The following is a 21,236-nucleotide window of genomic DNA, read 5'->3' on the forward strand; positions in this document are numbered from 1 at the left end:
CCCACGCACCGCACCGCGTCCACGGATCACGGCCGTGGCACCGCCCGGGCGTCGGCCGCCCGACGGTTGCGGCGGAGGGCCTCGTGCAGGCGGGCGGACTGGGTGACCAGCCGGGAGCGGCCGGTGCCGGCCGCCGCGACGGCGAGGCCGGCCGGTTCCGGTGAGGCCGCTCCGGACTGTTCCACGCAGTCGGCGGCCAGCGCGAGCAGTTCCCCGGTGCCCACGCCCGTACCGGTGCCGGTGCCGGTGAGCAGCGCGGGCAGTGCGGCGGCCAGTACGGCCCACGTGGTCGCGTGGGCGCCCGTGGCGGCGGCCGTGCGCAGCGAGTCCGCGAGCCGGTTGGACTTGACCGTGCCCAGGCCGAGCAGCTCGGCCAGGTCGGTGCCCAGGCGTACGCCGTCCAGTTCCCCGCGGGCGGCGAGGGTGAGCAGCGCGTCCACCGCGGTCAGCCGGTCCTCGGGGTGCCTGGCCCCGAGCCCGACGGCGATCACGAGGTGCAGGGCCGGGCCCGCGGGCCCGCCGGCGGCGGCGAGCCGGGGCAGTACCGCCACCCCTCCGCGTCCTCCGTGGACCGCGCATGCCGTGAGGGCCGGGAGCCACCACGCCGACAGGGTCTCCCGGTCCTCGGGCAGGACGGCGATCAGCGCGAGGTCGTCCCCCGAGTCCCAGCAGCGCCCGCCCGCGTCGCGCGGCCGGGCCAGTTCGCGGAAGGGGTTCGGGAAGTCCCGCAGCACCTCCGGCCGCGCCCCGGTGTCCAGGACGATCCGCTCGGGCTCCTCGGTGTACCTGTACCCCATGGCCGGCGCGACGCGGCGGGTGACGGGAGCCCCCTCGCCGCCCCCGCCGAGCCAGGCCGCCAGCCGGTCACCCTCCGGCGTGCCCAGGGCGGCCGCCCCGGGGACCGCGGCCGGGTCGCGGCGGACGCGCAGCAGGGCCTGCGCGAAGTCCGCCGGGGCCGGGCTCTCCCCGAGGCGGTGGTACTCGGCGAGGCGCGCGACGAGGACCTCGGGATCCAGGGAGCCGGTCTGCGCGGTGGGCGTGGCGAGGAGGAAGGGCAACGGCCGGTCCGTGATGCGCCGTGCGGCCTCGGTCAGGCGCGCGTGGTGGGCGAGGCGGAGCCCGGTGTGGTGGCAGTCGCTCCGCCGGCTCACGTGCGGCGGATGCACTTCGCGGGCCGGCCGCGCCCCCAGGACGGCGGCGGCGACCTGTTCCAGGCCGGGCAGCTGTACCGAGGTGGTGTAGTACCGGGAGTCCTCGGGGTCGAGCCACCAGCGGCCGGCCAGCGCGGGCCCCAGCGCCTCGGCGAGGGCGGCGCGGTCCCGATGGGAGTGCCGGACCAGCCCGTCCAGGGCGCGTTCGAACTCGTCGAGGTTCACGGTACGGGAGTTGACGAGCGCGGCGACGAGTTCCACGGTCTCCGCGACCGTTTCCGGCGCGGGGGCGACCGGGACCGGGAGCGGGGGCGGCGGCAGGATCTCCCGGTAGGGCTCGGTGTCCTCGGCTCCGGTGGCGGACGCTCCGAAGAGCTCCGCCGCCCGGCCCCGGTGGGCGGGGCTCAGCAGCGGGGCCTGGTCGGCGAGTGCGGCCCGCAGCGCGGGGTCGTCGGTGAGGTGGGCGGCGGCCAGGTTCAGTGCCCGCTCCTGGATGTCGGTGTCCGGGTGTCCGAAGGCGTCGCCGAGTACCGGGAGCAGTTCGGGGGCGGCTGACGGGTCCCGTCGCAGTTCCTTGCCGAGGAGGACCAGTTGGGCCCGGACGAGCTTCTTCTCGGGGCGGAAGAGGGCGGCGGCCGACATTTCGGCGAGCAGACGGGGGGTGAGGCGGCCCGCCGCCGCGAGCCGGGCCAGTGTCTGCTGGGCCTGCCCGGCCACGGGTGACGGGGCGTCCGCGGTCAGCGCGATCCAGTCGGCGGCGCGCTCCGCCTCCTCGGCCCCGGTCGGGCGCAGGCCCTGGAGGACTGCCTGGTAGGGCTTCAGCTGGGCGGGTTTGCCGCCGCGCAGCAGGCGGGCGGTGCATCCGTCCAGGAGGGCGGCCCGGTCCACGTGCCCGTCCTCGGCGAGGGCTGCCAGCGCGGCGGGCCAGTGGTGGGGATGGTCCGGGTCGCAGCGCCCGGCGAGGGCGCGGACCGGTTCTGCGGTCTCGAAGAGGCGCGGGACGAGCGCGGTGGCGTACGGGTCCTCGCGCAGGGCGGTCGCCAGCGGGGTGCCGGACGCGCCCACCGCCGCCGCCCAGCCCTCGACGCAGCCGTCGGTCGTGGGCATCGGGCACCCGGCGAGCCGGACGAGTGCGCTGATCAGCGCGTAGTCCTGCTCGGCGGTGGCGGACCGGGCGGCCAGCCGGTGGGCGAGGTCGCCGAGCCACTTCGGGTCGCGGTCCGCCAGTACGTCGAGGAGGAGGTCGGTGGGGAGCTGCCGCCAGGAGCGCAGGTCGCGCGCACCGAGCCAGGCGGCGGCCGCCGCCGCGCCGGTGTGGCAGCCGGCTCCGGCGACGAGCAGGGCGGGGTTCATCAGGTCCCGTTCCTGCCAGCGGGCCCAGCCCGCTGCGCGCAGTTCGCCGCGCAGTTCCTTCAGTCCGGCGAGCAGGGCCTTGCGCCGGTCGCGGTCCAGTGGCCCCAGGAGCGCGGGGAGTTCGGCGGTGCGGCCCTCGCGGACGGCGGCGAGGAGGTCGTCGTGGGTGGTGTTCATCGTGCGGCTCCGGTCGGGGCGGGGAAAGGGCTGGGGGTGGTGGACGCTCAGACGGCGGCGGACGCGGAGGCCGGGGGCGCGGGCGTGGGCGTGGCCGTGACGGCCCGCAGGGCCATCCGGGTGGCGAGGGCGTGCTTGCAGGGGCCGCGACGACCCCGGTAGTCGGCCCACCACTGGCAGGTGCAGCTGAGCGCTCCGCCGGACTCGCGCACCTGGTACCGGCGTTCGCCGGAGGCAACGACGGCGCCGCGGGGAGGGTCCAGGGTGACGGCGCCCGCGGCCAGGAGTGCGTGCGCCGCGACCAGCCGGGGGTTGTGGCGCTCGGCGCGCCGGGCGTCGTAGGGCAGTTCGCGGTGGAAGTACGCGGCTTCGGCGATGTCGTAGCCGACCCGGCCCGCCGTGCCTAGGCGGGTGAGGGCGGCCCGTACCCGTTCCGCGGGGAGCCCCGACTGGTCGGCGAGGTCGGCCGGATCGATACGGGGTTCCCAGGCCAGCAGTACGGAGATCAGCTCGGCGTCCTCGGCCGCCGTGTCGGTGGCGAGGGCCTCCAGGACTCCGCCCTCCCCGGAGAATCCGCGGTCGGGCTCCGGGGAGAGGGTCAGGGTGAGCCGCATGCCCGGCAGGCCCAGTTCCCAGGCGGAGGCGGTGGGTTCGGTGCCGTGCGCCGCGGGTCCGTACACGCGCAGGCCGGTGGCGTGCCGCAGCACCCGCTGGAGGGCGGCGAGGCGTTCGGGTCCCGGCAGGCAGACCGCGCCGGGGACGGGCCGGGTGGTGGGGCGCAGCGTCCGGCCCGCGGGCACCACCCACAGCGCCGCGCCGGCGGCGGTGCCGCCCCCGGGGGTGCGCGGGAGGGAGCGCAGGAAGCGGGCCGTCTCGGTGGCGGTCAGTTCGGCGCGCAGGTCGAAGCCGGTGGTGATGGCCTGCGACTCGGCGAAGCCGCGCAGCCAGCGGTCGGGCAGCGGCACCTTCTTCTCGACGACCGGACCGTCGAGGGTGGTCACCGCCATCTCGTCGGGCCCGACCCGCAGGTGCAGCGGATCGTCTCCGGTGAGGCGGGACAGTGCTTCGCGCAGCGGGTTGTTGACGTCGACGTTGGTGGTGCCGTGGCCGGTCTCGGCGCCGCGCAGGCCTTCGGGCAGTACGTCGAGGCGGGCGTAGACCCCGCAGCACCCGGAGAAGGACTCGAAGCGCAGCCTGTCGCCGTTCCCCGTGACCACCGGGTCCAGGGAGGCCTGAAGGGTGCGCCGGTAGTAGCGGGCGGCGGCCACGTCCGCGACCGCGAGCAGGGCCCGCGCGGCGGCCTGGGGCGCGCCCAGGAACCCGGCGAAGAAGCGGGGGTGGGCCTCGGCCCCGGAGGGGGTCAGACCCCCCGCGGTCTCCAGGCCGAGGGCCTGGCCCGTCCCGGCGGCGGTCAGCGCGGAGGGGCGCGCGTAGGCGAAGGTGTGTGCGGTTCGCGTCATGTCCGGAACGCTAGGCGGAGCCACTGACAACGCCCCCGCGCACTACCGCGGGCAGCCGTGGCATGCTGTCAACTGCCGTTGCCCGTAAGCGACTTCACGTGTGACGGTGGATCGCCGGCGTCGCGCAGGGGGCGGTCGGGCGGTGTCGGACCCGCCGGCCGGGTCGTGCCAGCCCGTGGCGGTCGGCCCAGGAGCTGATGGCCGCGGCCAGTTCCCCGGGCCGGTCCTCGGGGGAATGGTGGCCGGCGAGCCCGTGGTGGGACACCTCCAGGCCCGCCATGTTCTCCTCGCACCAGGCCACCGCCGCCCGGTCGGTCATCGCGCCCGGGCCCGGCTCGAACGCCGCGAGCAGCTTGGGGACGTGGGGGCTGGAGGCCAGCCAGGACCCGTAGTGCTCGACGCGGGCCAGCTGCCGGCCGGCGGCCGGGAACTCGTCACCGGCCAGCGGTTTGACGATCGTCTGCCCGAGTCGCCCATGCCGATGAGGTCGGGGGCCAGCAGGCGGCGGCCGGGCGCGGCCACGCCGGGCAGTACGTTGCGCCACAGGTGGGAGGAGGTGGGGTTGCCGTGGAGGAAGACGAACGGCCGCCCGTCGGGGTCGCCTGCCTCGCGGTGGTGGAGGGTGGATCCGAGGACGGGGACGGTGGGCATCGTGGTGGGGCTCCGCTTTCTGCTCGGGAAGGCTCAGAGGTTGAGGCTCAGGACCCGGTCGACGGCGATCTCGACGACGACCAGGTCCGGCGGGGTGGGCGGCGGGGTGCCGTAGCGGGCGGTGTAGCGCCGCACCGCTTCGGCCAGCCGCCCGGGGTCGTCGGTGACGCGGGCCCGGCCTTCGAGGGTGATCCAGCGGAAGCCGTCCGCCTGGCAGAGCGCGACACGCGCCGCCGGGCCGCCCGCCACCACGTTCCGGGCCTTGCGCGCCCCAGCCCTCGTGGTCACCCGGACGAGGCCGTCGGTGGCTTCGAGGGTGAAGCGGACGGGGGCGGCGTGCGGGGTGCCGTCACCGCGGAGGGTGGTGAGGACGCCCGTGTCGGGGCGGGTGAGGAACTCGGTTGCCCGGAGCGGGAGTTGCAGGGCAGAGCGGCTCACTTCCGCTTCACGCCCTCGTTCCAGACGAGCTTGGCGACGTTCGGCTTCACGGCCGTGGTGATGACGCCCATGGCCGTACGGACGTAGCGCCGCTCCCCCAGTTCGCGCAGCATGCTCGCGGCGAGGTCGGTACGGGCGGTGAACACGCCGTCGGCGCTGTGCTCGGCCGTCCGGTAGTCCGTGACGACGGGGTGCTCGAAGAGGCCCGAGGGCCGGACGAGGGTCCAGTCCAGGTCCGTCCCGCGGACGGCGGCCTCCATCCGGCGCATGTCCTCGTGCACGGGGCGGGCGAGCCGGCGGTTCACCAGCGGGTCGAAGACGTGGTTGAAGAAGTGCGCGCCGGTGGGGCGCCAGTCCGGGTCGGCGACGCTGGACGTGATGGCCAGCAGGCGGCGGATGCCGTGGCGGGCCATGGCCGAGGTGATTGCGGCGGCGCTCGCCGAGTAGGTGGTGACGGTCCCTCCGCCGGGCCGTGTGCCGAGCGCGGAGAGCACGGCGTCCGTCCCTTCGATCGCGGCGCCCACCGCCGCCGGGTTGGTGGCGTCGGCGACGGCGACGGTGAGACCGGGCCGCGCGGGAAGGGAACCGGGGCGGCGGGTCACGGCGACGACCTCGTGGCCGGCGGCGAGGGCCTGGCCGGTGAGGTGGCGGCCGGTCGGACCGTTCGCGCCGAAGACGGCGATGCGCATCATGTCGGGAAGTCCCTTCGTGTGGTCGGTGGAACGCCCTTGACTGTGCCGATCACGAAACGCAGGCTCAACGGCGATGAATAACGACGTCGCCGCCCCCGCCCGCCCCCGGGGCCGCCCCCGGGGCAATCCGCCGACCCGCGAATCGATCGTCGCGTCGGCCCGTTCGCTGTTCCTGGAGCACGGCTACCGCGGCACCACCCTGCGCGCGGTGGCCGCGGCCGCCGGGGTGGATCCGGCCCTGATCGCGTACCACTTCGGCTCGAAGAAGGGCCTGTTCGCGGACGTGATGCAGTTCCAGTGCGCCACCGCGCTGACGGTGGACGAGGTCCTCGGCGGAGACCCGGCCACCCTCCCCGGCCGCCTGATCGACGCGGTGACGGGCCTGTGGGAGGACGCCGACTTCCGCCGGCTCACCGCGCGGGGCGACGAGGCCGCGGAGGCGATCCGCGAGTACCTGGAACACGAGCTGCTGGCCCGGCTCGTTGAATTCCTCGGCGGCCGGGACGCGACGGCACGGGCGACGGCCGTGGTGACGATCCTCGGCGGTCTCGTCTACACCCGCTACCTCAACCCCCTCCCCACCCCGGCGGCGCTCACCCCCGCCGAGGCCCGGCACGTCCTCACCCCGGCACTGCGCGCGGCGCTGTCCCCGGGACCCCGGGGCCGCACCCCGCGGCCCGCACCGGGACGGACCGCCGGGGCGCGCTGACCGGCCGATCGGGGGGCGCCCCCGTTCAGGCCACGGGGACGCGCACCCGCACCGATTTTCCGGACTCGTCGGCCGCGACGACGAGTTCACCGCCCGCCTCGGCGGCCAGCAGCTGGACGAGCAGCAGTCCGCGCCCGTCCTCGGCGTCCCGGGTGACCGCGGCGGCGGGTCCGGGCAGCCGCGGCAGGGCGCTCGCGCCGTCGGCGACCTCCAGGCGCAGCCATCCACGGTCGCAGGAAAGGCGGACGTACATCCGTCCGGTGGCGTCGGCGGCGTGCCGTACGACGTTGCCCACGAGCTCGCTGACGGCCAGCAGCAGGGTGTCGGCGAGGTCGGCGGCTATCCGCCAGCCTTCGAGCACGGCGCGGACGCGGCCGCGGACCAGCGGAACGCTCGCCGCGGTGGGCGCGGCGACCGAGTGGACGAACGTCCCGACGGGCGCGGGGCGGGTGGCTGCGGTGAGCATGGGGCGCTCCCAGAGAAGTTGCGCGACGGAGCCGTCCGACGGAGCGGCGACTCGTGCAACCGTTCCGATGGCCGGACGGGCGGAGGGCTTGTCGCCATGGGAAACGCGTCGCTACAGTCGCGATTACACGTGTAACACGCTACCTCCCCCCGGGCTCCGCGCACAAGCATTCCGGACAAACCACCCCGGAGCCCGGGCCCGGCAGAAGGGCCGCAATGACGCAATCCCACCCGGCCGACGCCTGCCCGGCGGAGCCCGGCCCGGCCGACACGGCCAGGCCTGCGCCGCCCTACCGGCCCCCGGTGCCCGCCGTGACGGACGAACACGGAGTGCGCCGCTTCGAGGGGGCCTCGGCATCGACCCCGGCCGGCCGGCCGTGTGGGGGGAGTCCTCGGGCGGCCACCTGGCGGCGCTGGCGGGCCTCGTCGGCCCCGGCAGCGCGGACGCCGACGCCCTGGAGGGCGCGCACGAAGTCGGCGCGGGAGACACCGGGGTGCGGGCCGTCGTCGACTGGTACGGGGTCTGCGACCTGGTCGCCCTCGCCGGGCACCCCGTACCCGCGCAGGCGGCCGGCCCCGGACTCCCCGACCCGTACGCCGCCCTCCTCGGCGGCACCGAGGCGCAGCGGCCGGCGCCGGCGCGGGCCGCGAGCCCGGTGACGTACGCGACGGGCCCGAAGCCGCCGCCGTTCCTCCTGGTGCACGGCACCCGGGACGGCCTGGTCCCGTTCAGCCAGAGCGAGGCGCTCGCCGGTGCCCTGGCGGACGCGGGTGGCGAGGTCCGCCTGCGCCCCGTCGAGGGCGCCGACCACATCTTCCTCGGCTCCCCGGACGTCCCGGCGATCGTCGCGGAGAGCGTGGCGTTCCTGGCCCGCCACCTGGAGGCGGCGGGGGCCTGATCCTTCCCGCGTCCGACCGGGGATCCGTCGGCGACCACCGGGGGGCGGCCGCGGGCGCCCGGTCCGCGCGCCTCGCGGGCTCCCCGGTCCGGCGGGCCCGCGAGGCGTACTCGTACGGCACACGACGCGCGCCGGTGGTGCCCGCCGCTACCGCGACTGCACGGCGAACAGTTCCACGGCGTACTCGCCGCTCGTCCCGATCCCGGTCTCCTTGTACGTGCAGTTCAAGATGGCGGCGCGGTGGCCCCGGGTGCTGGCCATCCAGCCGTCGACGTGGGACTTCGAGGAGTGGTGTCCCGGCCCGGAGACGTTCTCGGAGGAGGGCCCGGCGGGTGAGTAGCCCGCCCGTTCCATTCGCGTCAGGTCGCTGGAACCGTCGGAGCCGGTGTGTGCGGTGAGGTGGTTCGCGGCCATGTCGTCGGCGTGGGCCTGGGCGGCCTGCATGAGGCGCGCGTCCTCCTTGAGGGGCTCGCAACCGGCCTTGGCCCGTTCGGCGTTGACCAGGGCGAGGATCTCGCTCGCGGAGGACTGCTGCACGGCGCGGGTGACGGCGGCCGGAGCCGCCGCCGTCGCCGCCGGGGTGGCACTGGCGGTGAGGGCACCGCCGAGCACGAGCAGCGGGGCCGTACAGGCGACGGCGCACGCGCGACGGATCCTGCTGTTCTTGCTGCGCATGGGAAATCCCCTTCGTAGGGGGTCGGGGGAGCCGCCGGAGGCACCCTGCCTCGGCGGCGGCCGCTCTCGGGCGGCCGCGGTGGAGCGGGGCGGGCGCACGGCCCTTGGCCGGGCGCGCACCGCGGCGGGGCGATGCCGCCACGGGCCCTCCTCCTGGCATTCCACCCTACGGGCCGGGGCACGGACCCGCCGTCCGGAGGCCGCGCGCGTCAGCGGCGCCCGGGCCGGCCGGGCCGACCGGGTCAGGAGGACCGGCGGTGCACGAGGACGGCCTCCATCGCGGGGACGGGCGCGGCCCCGCCGGTCTCGATCAGTTCGTGCACGGCGTCCGCGATCCGGGCCGGAGCGGGCAGTTCCAGGCGGATCGTGGTGAGCGCGGGCTGCTGGAGCCCGGAGAGGACCAGATCGTCCGATCCGACGATCGCCACCTCGTCCGGCACCGCGACGCCCTCGGCCCGCAGCGCGTGCAGGAGCAGCGCGGCGTACTCGTCGTTGTAGGCGAAGACGGAGTCCAGGTCCAGGCCCCTCCAGCGCCGGGCGAGCCCGGTCGCGGACTCCCGGGTGTAGGCCAGTTCCACCGGGGTGACGGTGGCCGTGTGGCGGGCGGCGACCGACTCGACCCCCGCGAGGCGCGGCCGGGCGAGGGCGCCGAGGCCGCGCTCGCGGGGCAGGACGACCCCGATCCGGGTCCGGCCGCGGGCGATGAGGTGCTCGGTGGCGGCGGCGCCGATCCGGGCGTGGTCGAAGCCGACGGTGTGGACGCCCTCGACGGGGCCCGAGGCGAAGGCCAGCACCCCGCGGACCCCGGCGCGGCGCAGCAGGTCTGCCGCCCCGGCGGTGAGGCGGTCGCCGTCGAGGGCGATGACCGCCGCCGGGCGCAGTTCGGCCCAGGCCCGGGCGGCGTCTACGGGGTCGGCGAACCGGCCCGCGTGCAGGACCGCCGTGTAGCCGTGACGTTCGAGTTCGCCGTACAGGTCGTCGACCCATTCGCTCACGAGGCGGCCGATCGCGGAGACCGACGCCGGCATGAGGACGAGGTTGCTGCGTCCGGCGCGCAGGGACCGGGCGGCGGCGTGCGGAACGTACCCGAGCCGGCGGGCCGCGTCGAGGACGCGGGCGCGCGTGGGTTCGCCGACCCGGTGGCCCGGGGTGCCGTTGAGGACGAAGGAGACGGTGGCGCGCGACACCCCTGCGAGGCGTGCCACGTCGGCGCTGGTGACCGGGGCGGGGGCGGGGGTCTCTTCTTCGGCCATGACGTCGCTCGACGTTCCTCGCGCTGGGTTCGTGCCTGCCTGCGTCCGAGGTTACACGCGTCAGGCAACGGCGGTGCCGCCCCGCACGACGACGGTGTCCGGACCCTGGCGGGGCCCCGGAATGGGTGCTGCACAGTTCCCAGCACTCCGGATGACACGTGTAACCACGAGGGTCGTCCGCGGCCCGCGGCAGTCCGCCGCGGTACCCGCCCCGCGCACCGTCCCACCCTGACGGTGCGCCGACCGATGCGCGAGCCGCCCTGCCTCCCCCGGCCCCGGGGTGTCGCCGCCGCACCTGCCCCCGCGCACCCCGCCTCCGTTCCTCCCTTTTCCCAAGGAGCCCTCTGTGAGCCGCAAGCGAGTCCTTCCGCCCGCCCTGCTGATCCTGTGCACCACGGCCCTCTCGGGTACCGCGCCCGCGGTCGCCTCACCGCGGCCGCACCCGTGACCGCGACCGCGCTGCGGATCCTGCTCACCGACGGGTGGAGCACGCCGAACCGAAGGTGTGGCCGTCGACGGCACTCCGGGCGACTCGGTGGCCTTCGGCCTCTCCGAGGTCTTCGGGGGACGCGCGCCCGACCTGGTGGTGTCCGGTACCGACTACGGCCCGAACGTGGCCGGCCTCGCCACCCACTCCGGTACGGTCGGCGGCGCGGTCGCGGCACTGGAGTCCGGCGTACCGGCGATCGTGTTGAGCACCGGCGGCCTCGCGGCACCCGATCCGGTCACCACCGTGAACGCGAGGGACCCGACGGTGGACTTCGCCGTCCGACTGATCGACCGGCTGCGGGTGCGCGCGGGGTCCGGGCCGCTGCTGCCCGAGGGGGTCGGCCCGAACGTGAACCACCCCGTGGTCGGTGCCGACGGCAGGGGCGCCGCCTCCGGTGTGGCCGTCACGTTCCAGGACCCGCAGCCGGTCCTCGCGGCGGACTTCACCGACTCCGGCGACGGCACCTGGAAGGTGGAGGTGAGACCCGGTCTCCGGCCGGGGGCGAGGGGCGGGGACGTGGAGGCCGTCGGCGCGGGCCGGATCGCGGTCAGCCCGATGAACGCCGACTGGAACACCGGGCCGGGGGAACGTGCCATGACCTCGGCCCTGATCGCCGGTCTCCGGCCGTGACGGCCGCCGCGCCGCCGCGCGGGCGTCCACCACGGGCGGCGGACCGCGGCCGTGCCGTCTGACGGACCCGGCCGGGCTCAGGTGCCGATCAGCCGCAGGGCGGTCCAGAGCCCGGCCACCGCGACCGCGAGGGCCGCCGGGGTGGTCAGCAGCCCCAGGCGGCTGAACTCGCCGAGGGCCACCCGGTCGTCGTGTTCGTGGACGATGCGCCGCCACAGCAGGGTGGCAAGCGAGCCGACGTAGGTCAGGTTGGGGCCGATGTTCACGCCGATCAGCACGGCGAGGACGGGGCCGGGCCCGGCCGGGGCGGCCAGCGGGAGCAGGGCCAGGACGGCCGGCAGGTTGTTGATCAGGTTCGCCAGGAGCGCGGCGACCGCGGCCGTGGCCAGCAGGGCGGGGAAGGAGTCGCCCGCGGGAAGGACACCGGCGAGTGCGTCGCCGAGGCCGTGGTCGACCACCGCCCGTACGACGACGCCCAGGGCCAGCACGAACAGGCAGAAGGCGGGTGCGGCGGAGGCGACGAGCCGGCGCGCGGTCGTACGGCGCCGGACCAGCGCGCGGGCCGCCAGGACGAGGGTGCCCGCGAGGGCGGCCCAGGCGGGCCCGGCACCCGCGAACGAGGCCAGCGCGAATCCCGCCAGCGTCAGCGCGAGAACCACCAGCGTGAACCGGGGCACCGGCGCGGCCGCCTCCCCGGTGCTCGGCACGTCCGCGGGTACGGCGGCCAGGTCGGCCCGGAAGAAGCGGCGGAAGGCCCCGTACTCGACGGCGATCGCGGCCAGCCAGGGCAGGGTCATCAGAGCGGCGAAGCGGGTGAAGGACAGACCGCTGGCGGTGAAGGCCAGCAGGTTGGTCAGGTTGGAGACGGGCAGGAGCAGGGAGGCGGAGTTCGCCAGGTGCGCGGTCGCGTAGACGTGCGGCCGGGGCCGGGCGCCGATGCGGGCGGCCGTCGCGAACACGACCGGGGTGAGCAGCACCACGGTCGCGTCCAGGCTCAGTGCCGCGGTGATCAGCGCGGCGACCGCGAAGACCCCGCCCAGCAGGGTCTTCGGACTGCTCCCGCACCTGCGGGCCACCGCGTCACCGGCCGCCCGGAACAGCCCTTCGTCGGCGCAGAGCCGGGCGAGCGCGAGGATCACCGCCAGGAAGCCGACCACCGGCAGCAGCTCGCGGGTCTGCTCCCACGCGGCCTGGGGGGAGACCACCCCGAACCCGATCAGCGCGGCGGCTGCCGGTACGGCGGCGGCGGCCTCCGGCAGCCCGCGCGGGCGTACGACGGCGAAGGCCAGCACACCCAGCAACAGGGCGAGCGACAGCGACTCGGCTATGACGGTGTTCAGCACGTACTCCCGGCCGAAGAAAACCAACCCGGCCGAACAGCGGCCACGAGACAACACCCCAGGATGCCACGCCGGGCCCGGGGGCCCGGAAGTACCGGGGGGCCAGGGGCCCGGTAGCCCGGTGCCACGGCGGGCCGGGGGCTCAGGGCACTGGGGGCCGCCCGTGCCCGGGTGGGCGGGGGCCCGGGGCGGCCCTCCCCGTGCCGGCGTATCGACGGGTGCGGCCTGCGGGCTGTCGCCGCCGTGCTCGGGCACGGCCGTGGCAGACTCGGCGCCGCGCGGAATTCCGGCCCCGTCCCCCGCGGGAGGACCCCCTTGTTCCACCGCCGCACCCCCCTCGTCCTGGCCGTCGTCGCCCTGTTCCTGACCCTCACCGCCGGCACCTCCCGCGTGCCGCCCGCGCCGCGGCCCGCGGCGACGGCGGTCGGCTCGCTGCCGGGCAGCCGGACCGTGCTGTCCGGGTACGCGATCCGGTCGGCCGCCGAGGTCCCGGACCCGGGGGCCGTCGTCTCCAGGCCGGGCTATCCGACGGCCGGCTGGTATCCGGCCGGCTCCCGCTCCACCGTCCTCGCGGCCCTGCTCGCGGCCGGTGCGCACCCCGACCCCTTCTACTCCACCAACCTGAAGCGGGTCCCGGCCGCGGACTTCGCCGTGCCCTGGTGGTACCGGTCCGACTTCGTCGTCACCGACCCCGCCGTCCGTACGTACCTGGACTTCAGCGGGGTGATCTCCGCCGCCGATGTCTTCGTCAACGGCCGCCTCGTCGCCCCGGCGGACACCGTCGCGGGCGCGTACACCCGGCACGAGCTCGACGTGACCGACCTGATCGCGGCGGGCACCAACACCGTCGCCTTCCGGGTCCGGCCCAACGATCCGCGCAAGCGGCTCACGATGGGCTGGCTCGACTGGCTGCAACCACCGCCCGACGCGAACATGGGCCTGGTCCGTGACGTATCGGTCCGCCGCGGCGGACCGGTCGCCCTGCGCGACGCGCACGTGGTGACTTCCCTGGCCCTGCCGTCGATGTCCTCCGCCGACCTGACCGTCAAGGCCCTGGTGCGCAACGACTCGCCGGCCACCGTCACCACCACGGTGTCCGGCACCGCGGGTCCGGCCGCCGTCAGCCGGAGTGTGACGCTGGCGCCCCACGAGACCAGGACCCTGGTCTTCTCCCCCGCCGACCACCCCGCGCTCCGGCTGCGCGCGCCCCGCGTGTGGTGGCCCGCCGCGATGGGCGGGCAGCCGCTGTACGCCCTCGACCTGACCGCGACCGTGGACGGCGCACCCTCCGACACCGCGCACGAGTCCTTCGGGATCCGCGAGGTGCGGGCCCCGCTGAACGCCGGCGGCGCCCGGCAGTACGAGGTGAACGGCCGCCCGCTGTTGATCAAGGGGGGCGGCTGGTCCCCCGACGAGTTCCTGCGCTGGGACCCGGCGTACGTCGAGGACCGGCTGCGGTACGCCCTCGACCTCGGACTGAACACCCTGCGGCTGGAAGGGCACATCGAGCCCGACGAGTTCTTCGACCTCGCCGACCGGTACGGGATCCTGACCCTTCCCGGCTGGGAGTGCTGCGGCAAATGGGAGGGGGAGGTCAACGGCAACGAGGCCGGCGAGCGGTGGGAGGCCGCCGACTACCCGGTCGCCAAGGCCTCCATGGCCGCCGAAGCGGCCCGGCTGCGCCACCACCCCAGCGTCGCCTCCTTCCTGATCGGCAGCGATTTCGCACCGGACCGGACCATCGAGAAGGGCTACCTCGACGCACTGCGGGCCGCCGACTGGACGGCCCCGGTGATCCCCGCGGCCTCCAACGCCTCCGCGCCGGTCAGCGGGAACTCCGGGATGAAGATGACCGGCCCCTACGACTGGGTCCCGCCTTCGTACTGGTACGAGAAGCGCGAGGGCGGTGCCACCGGCTTCAACTCCGAGACCAGCGCCGGACCGGACGTCCCGACCCTCGACACCCTGCGCCGCATGATGTCGCCGGCCGAGCTGGAGACCCTCTGGAAGGATCCGTCCGCCGCCCAGTACCACCGCTCCCCCTCGGCGACCTTCTCGACCCTCCGGCTGTTCGGCGCCGCGCTGTCGCAGCGCTACGGTCCGCCCACCGGCCTGGAGGACTACGTGCGCAAGGCGCAGCTGGCGCAGTACGAGAACGTGCGCGCGCAGTTCGAGGCGTACGCCCGCAACGCGAAGGACACCTCCGAGCCGTCCACCGGGGTCGTCTACTGGATGTTCAACAGCGGCTGGACCTCGCTGCACTGGCAGTTGGTGGACCGTTACCTGGACCAGGGCGGTGCCTACTTCGGGGCGAAGAAGGCGAACGAGCCCCTGCACGTCCAGTACGGCTACGACAACCGCGCGGTGAGCGTCGTCAACAACCGGACGGCCGGGGTCTTCGGGCTGACGGCGCGCGTCACGCTGTTCGGCACCGACGGCGAGCCGGCGTACGACCGGACGGTGAGCGGGCTCGCCGTCGCGGGCGGCGGGGCGAGCACGACGGCGCTCACCGTCCCCGCGTCGGTCCCCGGCCTGTCCACCACCTACTTGGCGCGGCTGCTGCTGACGGACGGCGCCGGACGGGAGGTGAGCCGCAACGTCTACTGGCTGTCCACCGAACCGGACGTGCTCGACTACCCGGAAACCGACTGGTACCACACGCCCACCACCTCCTACGCCGATCTGACGGGGCTGGAGACGATGGCGCGGACGGCCGTCACCGCGACGGGCTCGACGACGCGTGACGAGGGTTCCGGGACGTCCACGACGAGGGTGACCGTGCGCCACACGGGCAGGGGGAAGACGCCCGCCCTGCTCACCGACGTCCATCTGGTGGGCGTCGGGGGCGCGCCCGTCCTGCCCGTGCGGTGGAGCGACAACCAGATCAGCCTGTGGCCGGGTGAGTCGGCGACGCTGACGGCCACCTACCGGACCGGCGACCTGCGCGGGGCCGCGCCGCGGCTGCGGGTCTCCGGGTGGAACACCCCGACGGTGACGGTTCCGGCGGGCTGATCGCGGCGGGACGCGCGCGTGCCGCCGCCGCGGGGGCGGCGACGGCACGGCGGGGGGGCGGGCCCTGGGTCAGGGGCAGCTGATCCGGGTGTCTCCGGGGTCGGTGGTGCAGGTGTCGGTGCCGCTGCCGCCGTTGGCGGTGTCGTTGCCCGCGACGCCGTCGGTGGTGATGAGGCGGTCGTTGCCGTAGTAGCCGGTCAGGGTGTCGGTGCCGGGTCCGCCGTCGAGGGTGTCGTCGCCGAAGCCGCCGTCGATGTTGTCGTTGCCGTAGCCGCCGTAGACGGTGTCGTTGCCGTAGCTCGCGCGCACGGTGTCGTTGCCGCCGAGCGCGCAGATCACGTCGTTGGCGTAGCCGCCGTTCAGGGTGTCGGCCCCGCTGGTGCCGATGACCGTGCAGCCGCGGGCGTTGTTCACCGTGGTGGTGGAGGTGGCCGTGTTGTCGGAGGCGTTCGGGTCGGGCTGGGTGGCGGTGGCCCTGGCGGTGCCGGTGAGCGTGCCGGTGGCCCGCGGTTCGGCCGTGACCGTGACCGTCGCGCTCGCACCCGGGGCCAGGGTGCCGAGGGCGCAGGTGGCCGCCGTCGCGGTGGTCGTGCAGGTGCCCTGGGAGGCGGTGGCCGAGGTGAGGGTCACGCCGGCCCCGGAGAGCGTGTCGGACAGGGTGACGCCTGTCGCGGTGGCGGTGGAGGCCGCGGAGTTGGAGACCCGCACCGTGTACGAGGCCCGGTCTCCGATGCTGACGGTGGCCGCCGTGGTCCTCGTCACGGACAGGTCGGCGCCCGGTGGCGGCGGGGGCGTGCCGTCGCCTCCCTCGTAGCGGGCGAGGGCGAAGGCGGAGCCGGCCGTGTAGCCCGCTGCGACGATCTTCCCGTCCGGCTGTACGAGCACTCCGCGGGCCGCGTCGAAGTCCCCGAAGCCGGTGACCACGAAGCCGTCGCCGCCGAAGCCGGTGTCCACCGTGCCGTCGGTGTTGAAGCGGGCCACGCCGAAGTCGTTGGCCTCGGAGCTGTTGGGGTCGTCGGCCTGCCCGGCGATGACGATCTTGCCGTTCGGCTGGAGCGCCAGGGCGGACGCGCCCCCGCCGTCGCCGGGGAAGGCGACGGAGCGGCGTCCGCCGGTGCCGAATCCGGTGTCGGGGCTGCCGTCGGCGTTGTAGCGCAGCAGGGCGATGCCCGCGCCTCCGTCACCCGCGGCGACGACCTTGCCGTCCGGCTGCACCGCCACGGCGTTGCCGAACTCGGTGCCGCCGAAGTCCGCGGTGACCATGCCGTCGCCGCTGAAGGTGGTGTCGAGGGTGCCGTTGGTGTTGTAGCGGGCGACGCCGATGTCGAAGGCGGTGTTGCCCACGTATCCGACCAGGAGGACCTTGCCGTCCGGCTGGAGGGCCATGCCGCGGGCGGTGCCGCCGGCGTCCTGGGGCGAGGCCGGGGTGAAGCCCGCGACCACCGCTCCGTCCCCGCCGAGGCTCGGGTCGAGGCTGCCGCCCGTGGTCAGGCGGACCAGGGCGAAGCCGCCACCGGCGCCCTTGCCCGCCGCGATGATCCTGCCGTCGGGCTGCACCGCCACGTCCGCACCGTCGGCGGACCCGCCGAACTCGTCGACGCGTACGAGGCCGCCGTTGCCGAAACCGGCGTCCAGGCTGCCGTCGGTGTTGTAGCGGGCCACGGAGAAGAAGCAGCAGCCGCCTTCCTCCCCGGGCACCTCGGTGGTGCCCGCCACGACGATCTTCCCGTCGGAGGGCTGCACCGCCACCGCGTTGGCCACGTGGGCGCCACCGCCGAAGTCGCTCGTCACCCGTCCGTCACCGTCGAAGGTGGTGTCGAGGGTGCCGTTGGTGTTGTAGCGGGCGAGCGCGAAGCCGTCCTGGCTCAGGCCCGTCACGACGAGCTTGCCGTCGGCCTGCCGTGCGACGTCGTGGCCTTCCGCGTACCCGGGGAAGACGGTCGTCACCCGGCCGTCGGGGCCGAAGGAAGGGTCCAGGTCACCGGGGGCGGCCAGCGCGGTGCCGGGCAGCAGGAGTACGAGGACCAGGCCGAGCGCGGCCGGCAGACCGGCCCTCCCGCCGGGTCCGCGGCGCGGCCGCACCGGTCTCGGGTGTGCGTGGGGCATGGGAATGGGGACCTCCGGTCGTCGCGCGTCCTACGGGAAGCAGCGCACAGCTTGGTGCCGGGCACCGCCCGCACCCCGCGGAACGTGCCGTACCGCGCCCACCGGAGCACCGGGAACCACCCCGGCGGAGGAGCGCGCGGGGTGCGCGCGCAGGCCCTCAGGGGCGGGGCGCGGAGGTGATCGTGGCAAGGGCGTCGTGGAGGGCGGAGGCGCCCGGCGGGCGTCCGTGCCAGCGGGCGCCGATGTGGCCGTCGGGGCGGACGAGGAGCGCTCCGTGCGGGGTGAGGCCGCAGTGCCACGCGTGCTCCCCGGTGAGGCGCTCCACGCGCAGCGGCCAGGATCCGGCGCTCTGGCACGCCCAGAGGGCGGGGTCCGCGGTGAGCAGGGTGAACCACGTGCCGAACGCGTCGAGCGTGGAGCGGTCGCGGGTGAGCCAGAGGTGCGGCATACGGTGGCCCGGCTCGGCGGTGGGGACGTAATCGGTGTCGTCCCTGTCGTCCGTGTCGTCCGTGTCGCCGGTGTCCGCGTCGGGCGCCGGGCCGGCGCCGCCGAGTACGGCGCCGGAGCGGTAGCCGACACCGAGTACCAGGCCGAGCTGCGCGAAGAACCCCTCCGACCACGGCAGTTCGACCTCTTCGGCGCGCAGCTCCGGCCCACCGGACGCACACTGCTCGCGCCGCCGCCCCTGCACGTCGAGCGCGCGCCGGGTGTTGGCCACCGTTCGGCGGAGCGTCCGCCCGGCCACCGGCAGCCGCTCCGGCTCGTAGCTGTCGAGTACTCCGGGACCCGCCCAGCCCTGGAGGACGCCGGCCAGTTTCCAGCACAGGTTGTGCACGTCGGCGAGGCCGGCGTTCATGCCCATGCCGCCGAAGACGGGGACGGCGTGGGCCGCGTCGCCCGCCAGCAGGATCCGGCCGCGGCGCAGGCGTTCGGCGACCAAGGCGTTCATCACCCAGTGCTGGACCCGCAGCACGTCGGCGCGTACCCCGTCGCCGTCGCCGAGGGCGCGTGCGAGGAGAGCGGGCCAGTCGGCGTCCGCCGGGTCCTCGGGGGTGGGCCCGAACCAGGCCCAGCCCCCTTCGGGGTACAGGGGGGCGAAGGAGCCGTGCGCGGTGAAGTAGACGCCGGCCGGGCGGTCGGCGCACCACCGCCCGAGGTCGGCGTCGAAGACGACGGCGCTGAAGTCGCCCAGCGCGCCGGGGCCGGTGGTCCCGATCCCCATCCGTCGCCGTACGGACGAATTCGCTCCGTCGGCGGCGAGGACGTAACGGGCGCGGACGTGCGTGCGCGCCGCACCGCGGCGGTGGTCGACGAGCGTGGCCACGACGTCCTGCGCCCCTTCGGCCAGGCCGACGAGCTCGACGCCGAACCGCACCGGCGCCCCCGCGGCGGCGAGCAGGGCCGGCTCCAGCCGGTCCTGCGAGGTGACCACGCCGATCACCGGGCTCTCCGGGATCGGCGCGTTGACCCCGGCCACCGGTGCGGAGGCGAATTCGGCGCCGGTGAGGGTGTCGCGGAACCGGATGTGGCCGAACTCCGGCGCGAACGCGCGGGCCCCGATGCCTTCGGCGAGGCCGAGCTGGCGGTAGATCTCCATCGAGCGCGCGTTGACCAGCCGGGAGCGGGGGAAGGGCGACAGCCCCCGGTGTTTCTCCACCAGCAGGGTCGGTACGCCCCAGCGCTCCAGCAGCGCCCGCGCGGTGAGCCCGACCGGCCCTCCCCCGACGATCAGGACGTCGACCTCGGTGTCCGCCATGGGCATGTGGGGCTCCTCCTGCTCGCCTCGGGCCGCCGGGGTGCCGCGCGGTCCTCTTGCGCGCCGCCCCGGGTGGGACCGTCACGGCCATCAAGCACCACCCTCCGCGCCGTTCGCCCGCGCCTCGCCCGCCCTTCGCCACCGGCTGAGTTCTCTCCCCCCGTCGCAATAGTCTATTTGGACTGATAGATTTCGACCATGCCTCGTCGAGCTCTGGACAACCCGATCGTGCTGGCCGTGCTGGGCCTCCTCCTGGAGCGGCCCGCGCACCCCTACCAGATACTGTCCGAGCTGCGGGAACGCAGCGACAGCCATGCCGCGGCGATCACGCGCGGCACCCTCTACAACACGGTCGCCGCGATGGCCGAGGCGGACTGGGTGAGCGCCCTCGGCCAGCAGCGCTCGGGCAACCGCCCCGAGCGGACCGTCTACGAGCTGACGCCCGCGGGCCGTGCGGAACTCGTACGGCGGCTGGACTCCCAGATCCGCAACCCGGAGCGGGAGTTCTCCCGCTTCCTGGGGGCCGTCACCTACCTGGGCGCCCTGGGACCCGACGGCGCCGCCGGGGCACTGGCCGAACGCGCCGGGCGCCTGCGGGAGCGCACGGCGGCCGACGAGGGCCGCCTCGCCGAGGCCCTCGCGGCCGGCGCGCCACGGCTGTTCGTCATCGAGGCCGAGTACGCGCTCTGCCTCGCCCGCGCCGAGACGGCGTGGATCGACGCCGTCCTCGACGACATCCACACCGGTGCACTGACCTGGCCTCCGGCCGGCTGACGCCGGAACCGGACACGACGAAGGGAGAACACAGACATGACAGCGACGACGCCCGGAGGATTACTCTTCGGGATCTACCCCGGCGGACTCACCGGCGACGACAGCGGCGGCCTGACCACCGGACCGCCCGACGACCCCGCCCGCGTGAGCGCGGCCCTCGACCGGCTGCAGGGCCGGGCGGACCGCCCGTTCCTCGTACGCGCCTACGTGGGCTTCGACGACGCCACCCGGCCCGGCGGCCCGCACCCGACGGCCACACCGGCCGACGCCGCACGCTACGCCGTCCGGGGCCGACGCCTCGACCTGGTGGCCCAGTACAGGTCCTCCTCCGGGGACGTGGACGGCTACTGCGAGTTCCTCCGGGAACTGGTCGTCCAGTACGGCGCGGTCACGCGCACGCTCCAGGTGACGGAGGAACCGAACGTCACGTCCAACCCCCTGCTGGACGGCCACTACCCGCGGGTGCGCGAGGCGATCGTGCGCGGAGTGTCCGCGGTCAGGGCGCAGGCCCGCGCGCTCGGGCTCACCCGGCTGCTCACCGGCTTCAACACCACCCCGCTCTTCGGGCCGGACACCTCCTTCGTCGGCGACCTGACCGACCTCGGCGGCGCACGCTTCGTCGCCGACCTCGACTACGTGGGGCTGGACTTCTTCCCCGACGTCTTCCGGCCCGTGGCCGCCGCCGCTCTCGCCTCCGCCACAGAAGGGCTGCTACGGCACCACCGGGACGCGGTACTGACCCCGGCCGGGCTGGGGCAGCTGCCCCTGCACATCACCGAGCACGGCTGGCCCACCGGCCCGGACCGGCCCGCGCACCGCCAGGCCGAGGTCGTCGAGACCGTGCTCGGCGTCGTCGCGGCGCACGCGGGGGAACTCGGCATCGGCAGGTACACGCACTTCGCACTCCGCGACGCCGACAGCTCGGGCCCGGACCTCTTCCACCGGTTCGGCCTCACCACCGACGACTACACCCCCAAGCCCGCCTTCGAGACCCTGAGGAGGCTGGTGGAACGGTTCAGCGTCTGACGGCCCCGGTGTCACCGGCGACCCGGCGATCCGGTTCCTTCCCGAACGCGTGACATGCGTCACGCACCGCTCGGCGGCCAGGGAGCTCCCGAAGGGGCCATACCTTCGTCGACATTTCGACTTTTGTACCGATTTGGCGTGGACATTCCGGCCTCTGCCGGAAACGGAATCAGAGCCTC

16 protein-coding genes and 1 pseudogene are annotated in these 21,236 nt (G+C 75.3%); 6 read left to right on the forward strand and 11 right to left on the reverse strand.

Going from position 1 to position 21,236, the window contains the following annotated elements; all coding sequences use genetic code 11:
- Positions 1 to 26: 26 nt before the first annotated feature.
- From SLAV_RS03150 to SLAV_RS03170, 5 genes and pseudogenes are all read right to left on the reverse strand, one after another.
- The gene (locus tag SLAV_RS03150; RefSeq protein WP_051840737.1) at positions 27 to 2,681 is read right to left on the reverse strand and encodes a DUF7824 domain-containing protein; all 2,655 of its coding nucleotides are present in this window, start codon (positions 2,679 to 2,681) and stop codon (positions 27 to 29) included.
- A 47-nt stretch (positions 2,682 to 2,728) separates the two neighbouring features.
- Positions 2,729 to 4,141, reverse strand: coding sequence for an SWIM zinc finger family protein (locus SLAV_RS03155; protein WP_051840735.1), 1,413 nt, complete (start codon positions 4,139 to 4,141; stop codon positions 2,729 to 2,731).
- A gap of 94 nt (positions 4,142 to 4,235) precedes the next feature.
- Positions 4,236 to 4,792: pseudogene (locus SLAV_RS03160) on the reverse strand (alpha/beta fold hydrolase).
- A 33-nt stretch (positions 4,793 to 4,825) separates the two neighbouring features.
- Positions 4,826 to 5,230: a pyridoxamine 5'-phosphate oxidase family protein gene (locus tag SLAV_RS03165; protein WP_051840731.1), complete on the reverse strand. Its 405-nt coding sequence runs from the start codon at positions 5,228 to 5,230 to the stop codon at positions 4,826 to 4,828.
- Positions 5,227 to 5,919 (reverse strand): NAD(P)-dependent oxidoreductase, encoded by a 693-nt coding sequence (locus SLAV_RS03170; protein ID WP_030229231.1) that lies wholly within the window; start codon positions 5,917 to 5,919, stop codon positions 5,227 to 5,229. Before SLAV_RS03170 ends, SLAV_RS03165 begins: the two co-directional genes overlap by 4 nt.
- Positions 5,920 to 5,995: 76 nt before the next feature.
- Here SLAV_RS03170 and SLAV_RS03175 point away from each other — a divergent pair, with 76 nt between their 5' ends.
- Positions 5,996 to 6,631 carry a TetR/AcrR family transcriptional regulator gene (locus SLAV_RS03175; RefSeq protein ID WP_030229229.1) on the forward strand — a complete coding sequence of 212 codons (636 nt, stop codon included), beginning with the start codon at positions 5,996 to 5,998 and terminating at the stop codon, positions 6,629 to 6,631.
- A 25-nt stretch (positions 6,632 to 6,656) separates the two neighbouring features.
- Here SLAV_RS03175 and SLAV_RS03180 read toward each other — a convergent pair whose 3' ends face one another.
- The gene (locus SLAV_RS03180) at positions 6,657 to 7,097 is read right to left on the reverse strand and encodes an ATP-binding protein (RefSeq protein ID WP_051840729.1); all 441 of its coding nucleotides are present in this window, start codon (positions 7,095 to 7,097) and stop codon (positions 6,657 to 6,659) included.
- Between the two features lie 67 nt (positions 7,098 to 7,164).
- Here SLAV_RS03180 and SLAV_RS43050 point away from each other — a divergent pair, with 67 nt between their 5' ends.
- Entirely contained in the window at positions 7,165 to 7,995 is an 831-nt protein-coding gene (locus SLAV_RS43050; RefSeq protein ID WP_267884258.1) for a prolyl oligopeptidase family serine peptidase, read from the forward strand.
- 147 nt (positions 7,996 to 8,142) lie between these two features.
- Here the strand turns inward: SLAV_RS43050 and SLAV_RS03190 are convergent, their stop codons facing one another.
- The gene (locus SLAV_RS03190; RefSeq protein ID WP_051840725.1) at positions 8,143 to 8,670 is read right to left on the reverse strand and encodes a CAP domain-containing protein; all 528 of its coding nucleotides are present in this window, start codon (positions 8,668 to 8,670) and stop codon (positions 8,143 to 8,145) included.
- Between the two features lie 242 nt (positions 8,671 to 8,912).
- Positions 8,913 to 9,923 (reverse strand): LacI family DNA-binding transcriptional regulator, encoded by a 1,011-nt coding sequence (locus tag SLAV_RS03195; protein WP_030229220.1) that lies wholly within the window; start codon positions 9,921 to 9,923, stop codon positions 8,913 to 8,915.
- A gap of 505 nt (positions 9,924 to 10,428) precedes the next feature.
- Between SLAV_RS03195 and SLAV_RS03200 the strand changes: the two genes are divergently transcribed.
- Positions 10,429 to 11,043: a 5'/3'-nucleotidase SurE gene (locus SLAV_RS03200; protein WP_051840724.1), complete on the forward strand. Its 615-nt coding sequence runs from the start codon at positions 10,429 to 10,431 to the stop codon at positions 11,041 to 11,043.
- A 77-nt stretch (positions 11,044 to 11,120) separates the two neighbouring features.
- Here the strand turns inward: SLAV_RS03200 and SLAV_RS03205 are convergent, their stop codons facing one another.
- Positions 11,121 to 12,386 (reverse strand): SLC13 family permease, encoded by a 1,266-nt coding sequence (locus SLAV_RS03205; protein ID WP_391283257.1) that lies wholly within the window; start codon positions 12,384 to 12,386, stop codon positions 11,121 to 11,123.
- Between the two features lie 312 nt (positions 12,387 to 12,698).
- On the opposite strand from SLAV_RS03205, the gene SLAV_RS03210 reads away from it, so the two are divergent.
- Positions 12,699 to 15,395, forward strand: a complete 2,697-nt coding sequence (locus SLAV_RS03210; RefSeq protein ID WP_030229213.1) for a glycoside hydrolase family 2 protein — start codon at positions 12,699 to 12,701, stop codon at positions 15,393 to 15,395.
- Positions 15,396 to 15,464: 69 nt separating this feature from the next.
- On the opposite strand, the gene SLAV_RS03215 is transcribed toward SLAV_RS03210, so the two are convergent.
- A complete protein-coding gene (locus tag SLAV_RS03215; RefSeq protein ID WP_030229211.1) occupies positions 15,465 to 17,501 on the reverse strand; it encodes a DUF11 domain-containing protein in 2,037 nt (678 codons plus the stop codon).
- A 157-nt stretch (positions 17,502 to 17,658) separates the two neighbouring features.
- The gene (locus SLAV_RS03220; protein WP_030229210.1) at positions 17,659 to 19,263 is read right to left on the reverse strand and encodes an FAD-dependent monooxygenase; all 1,605 of its coding nucleotides are present in this window, start codon (positions 19,261 to 19,263) and stop codon (positions 17,659 to 17,661) included.
- A gap of 192 nt (positions 19,264 to 19,455) precedes the next feature.
- Between SLAV_RS03220 and SLAV_RS03225 the strand changes: the two genes are divergently transcribed.
- Positions 19,456 to 20,031: a PadR family transcriptional regulator gene (locus SLAV_RS03225; protein WP_030229209.1), complete on the forward strand. Its 576-nt coding sequence runs from the start codon at positions 19,456 to 19,458 to the stop codon at positions 20,029 to 20,031.
- Between the two features lie 36 nt (positions 20,032 to 20,067).
- Positions 20,068 to 21,057, forward strand: a complete 990-nt coding sequence (locus SLAV_RS03230) for a hypothetical protein (protein ID WP_030229202.1) — start codon at positions 20,068 to 20,070, stop codon at positions 21,055 to 21,057.
- The last annotated feature ends 179 nt before the right edge of the window (positions 21,058 to 21,236 follow it).

Origin of the sequence: Streptomyces lavendulae subsp. lavendulae (assembly GCF_002803845.1) — a bacterium.
GTDB classification, from domain to species: domain Bacteria; phylum Actinomycetota; class Actinomycetes; order Streptomycetales; family Streptomycetaceae; genus Streptomyces; species Streptomyces lavendulae.

What these genes read in the sequence shown, in the direction of transcription:
- SLAV_RS43050 (WP_267884258.1), top strand. Translation starts at nt 7,165, where the DNA reads ATGGCCGGACGGGCGGAGGGCTTGTCGCCATGGGAAACGCGTCGCTAC.
- SLAV_RS03230 (WP_030229202.1), top strand. Translation starts at nt 20,068, where the DNA reads ATGACAGCGACGACGCCCGGAGGATTACTCTTCGGGATCTACCCCGGC.
- SLAV_RS03170 (WP_030229231.1), bottom strand. Translation starts at nt 5,919, where the DNA reads ATGCGCATCGCCGTCTTCGGCGCGAACGGTCCGACCGGCCGCCACCTC.
- SLAV_RS03220 (WP_030229210.1), bottom strand. Translation starts at nt 19,263, where the DNA reads ATGCCCATGGCGGACACCGAGGTCGACGTCCTGATCGTCGGGGGAGGG.
- SLAV_RS03190 (WP_051840725.1), bottom strand. Translation starts at nt 8,670, where the DNA reads ATGCGCAGCAAGAACAGCAGGATCCGTCGCGCGTGCGCCGTCGCCTGT.
- SLAV_RS03150 (WP_051840737.1), bottom strand. Translation starts at nt 2,681, where the DNA reads ATGAACACCACCCACGACGACCTCCTCGCCGCCGTCCGCGAGGGCCGC.
- SLAV_RS03225 (WP_030229209.1), top strand. Translation starts at nt 19,456, where the DNA reads ATGCCTCGTCGAGCTCTGGACAACCCGATCGTGCTGGCCGTGCTGGGC.
- SLAV_RS03195 (WP_030229220.1), bottom strand. Translation starts at nt 9,923, where the DNA reads ATGGCCGAAGAAGAGACCCCCGCCCCCGCCCCGGTCACCAGCGCCGAC.
- SLAV_RS03215 (WP_030229211.1), bottom strand. Translation starts at nt 17,501, where the DNA reads ATGCCCCACGCACACCCGAGACCGGTGCGGCCGCGCCGCGGACCCGGC.
- SLAV_RS03155 (WP_051840735.1), bottom strand. Translation starts at nt 4,141, where the DNA reads ATGACGCGAACCGCACACACCTTCGCCTACGCGCGCCCCTCCGCGCTG.
- SLAV_RS03175 (WP_030229229.1), top strand. Translation starts at nt 5,996, where the DNA reads ATGAATAACGACGTCGCCGCCCCCGCCCGCCCCCGGGGCCGCCCCCGG.
- SLAV_RS03180 (WP_051840729.1), bottom strand. Translation starts at nt 7,097, where the DNA reads ATGCTCACCGCAGCCACCCGCCCCGCGCCCGTCGGGACGTTCGTCCAC.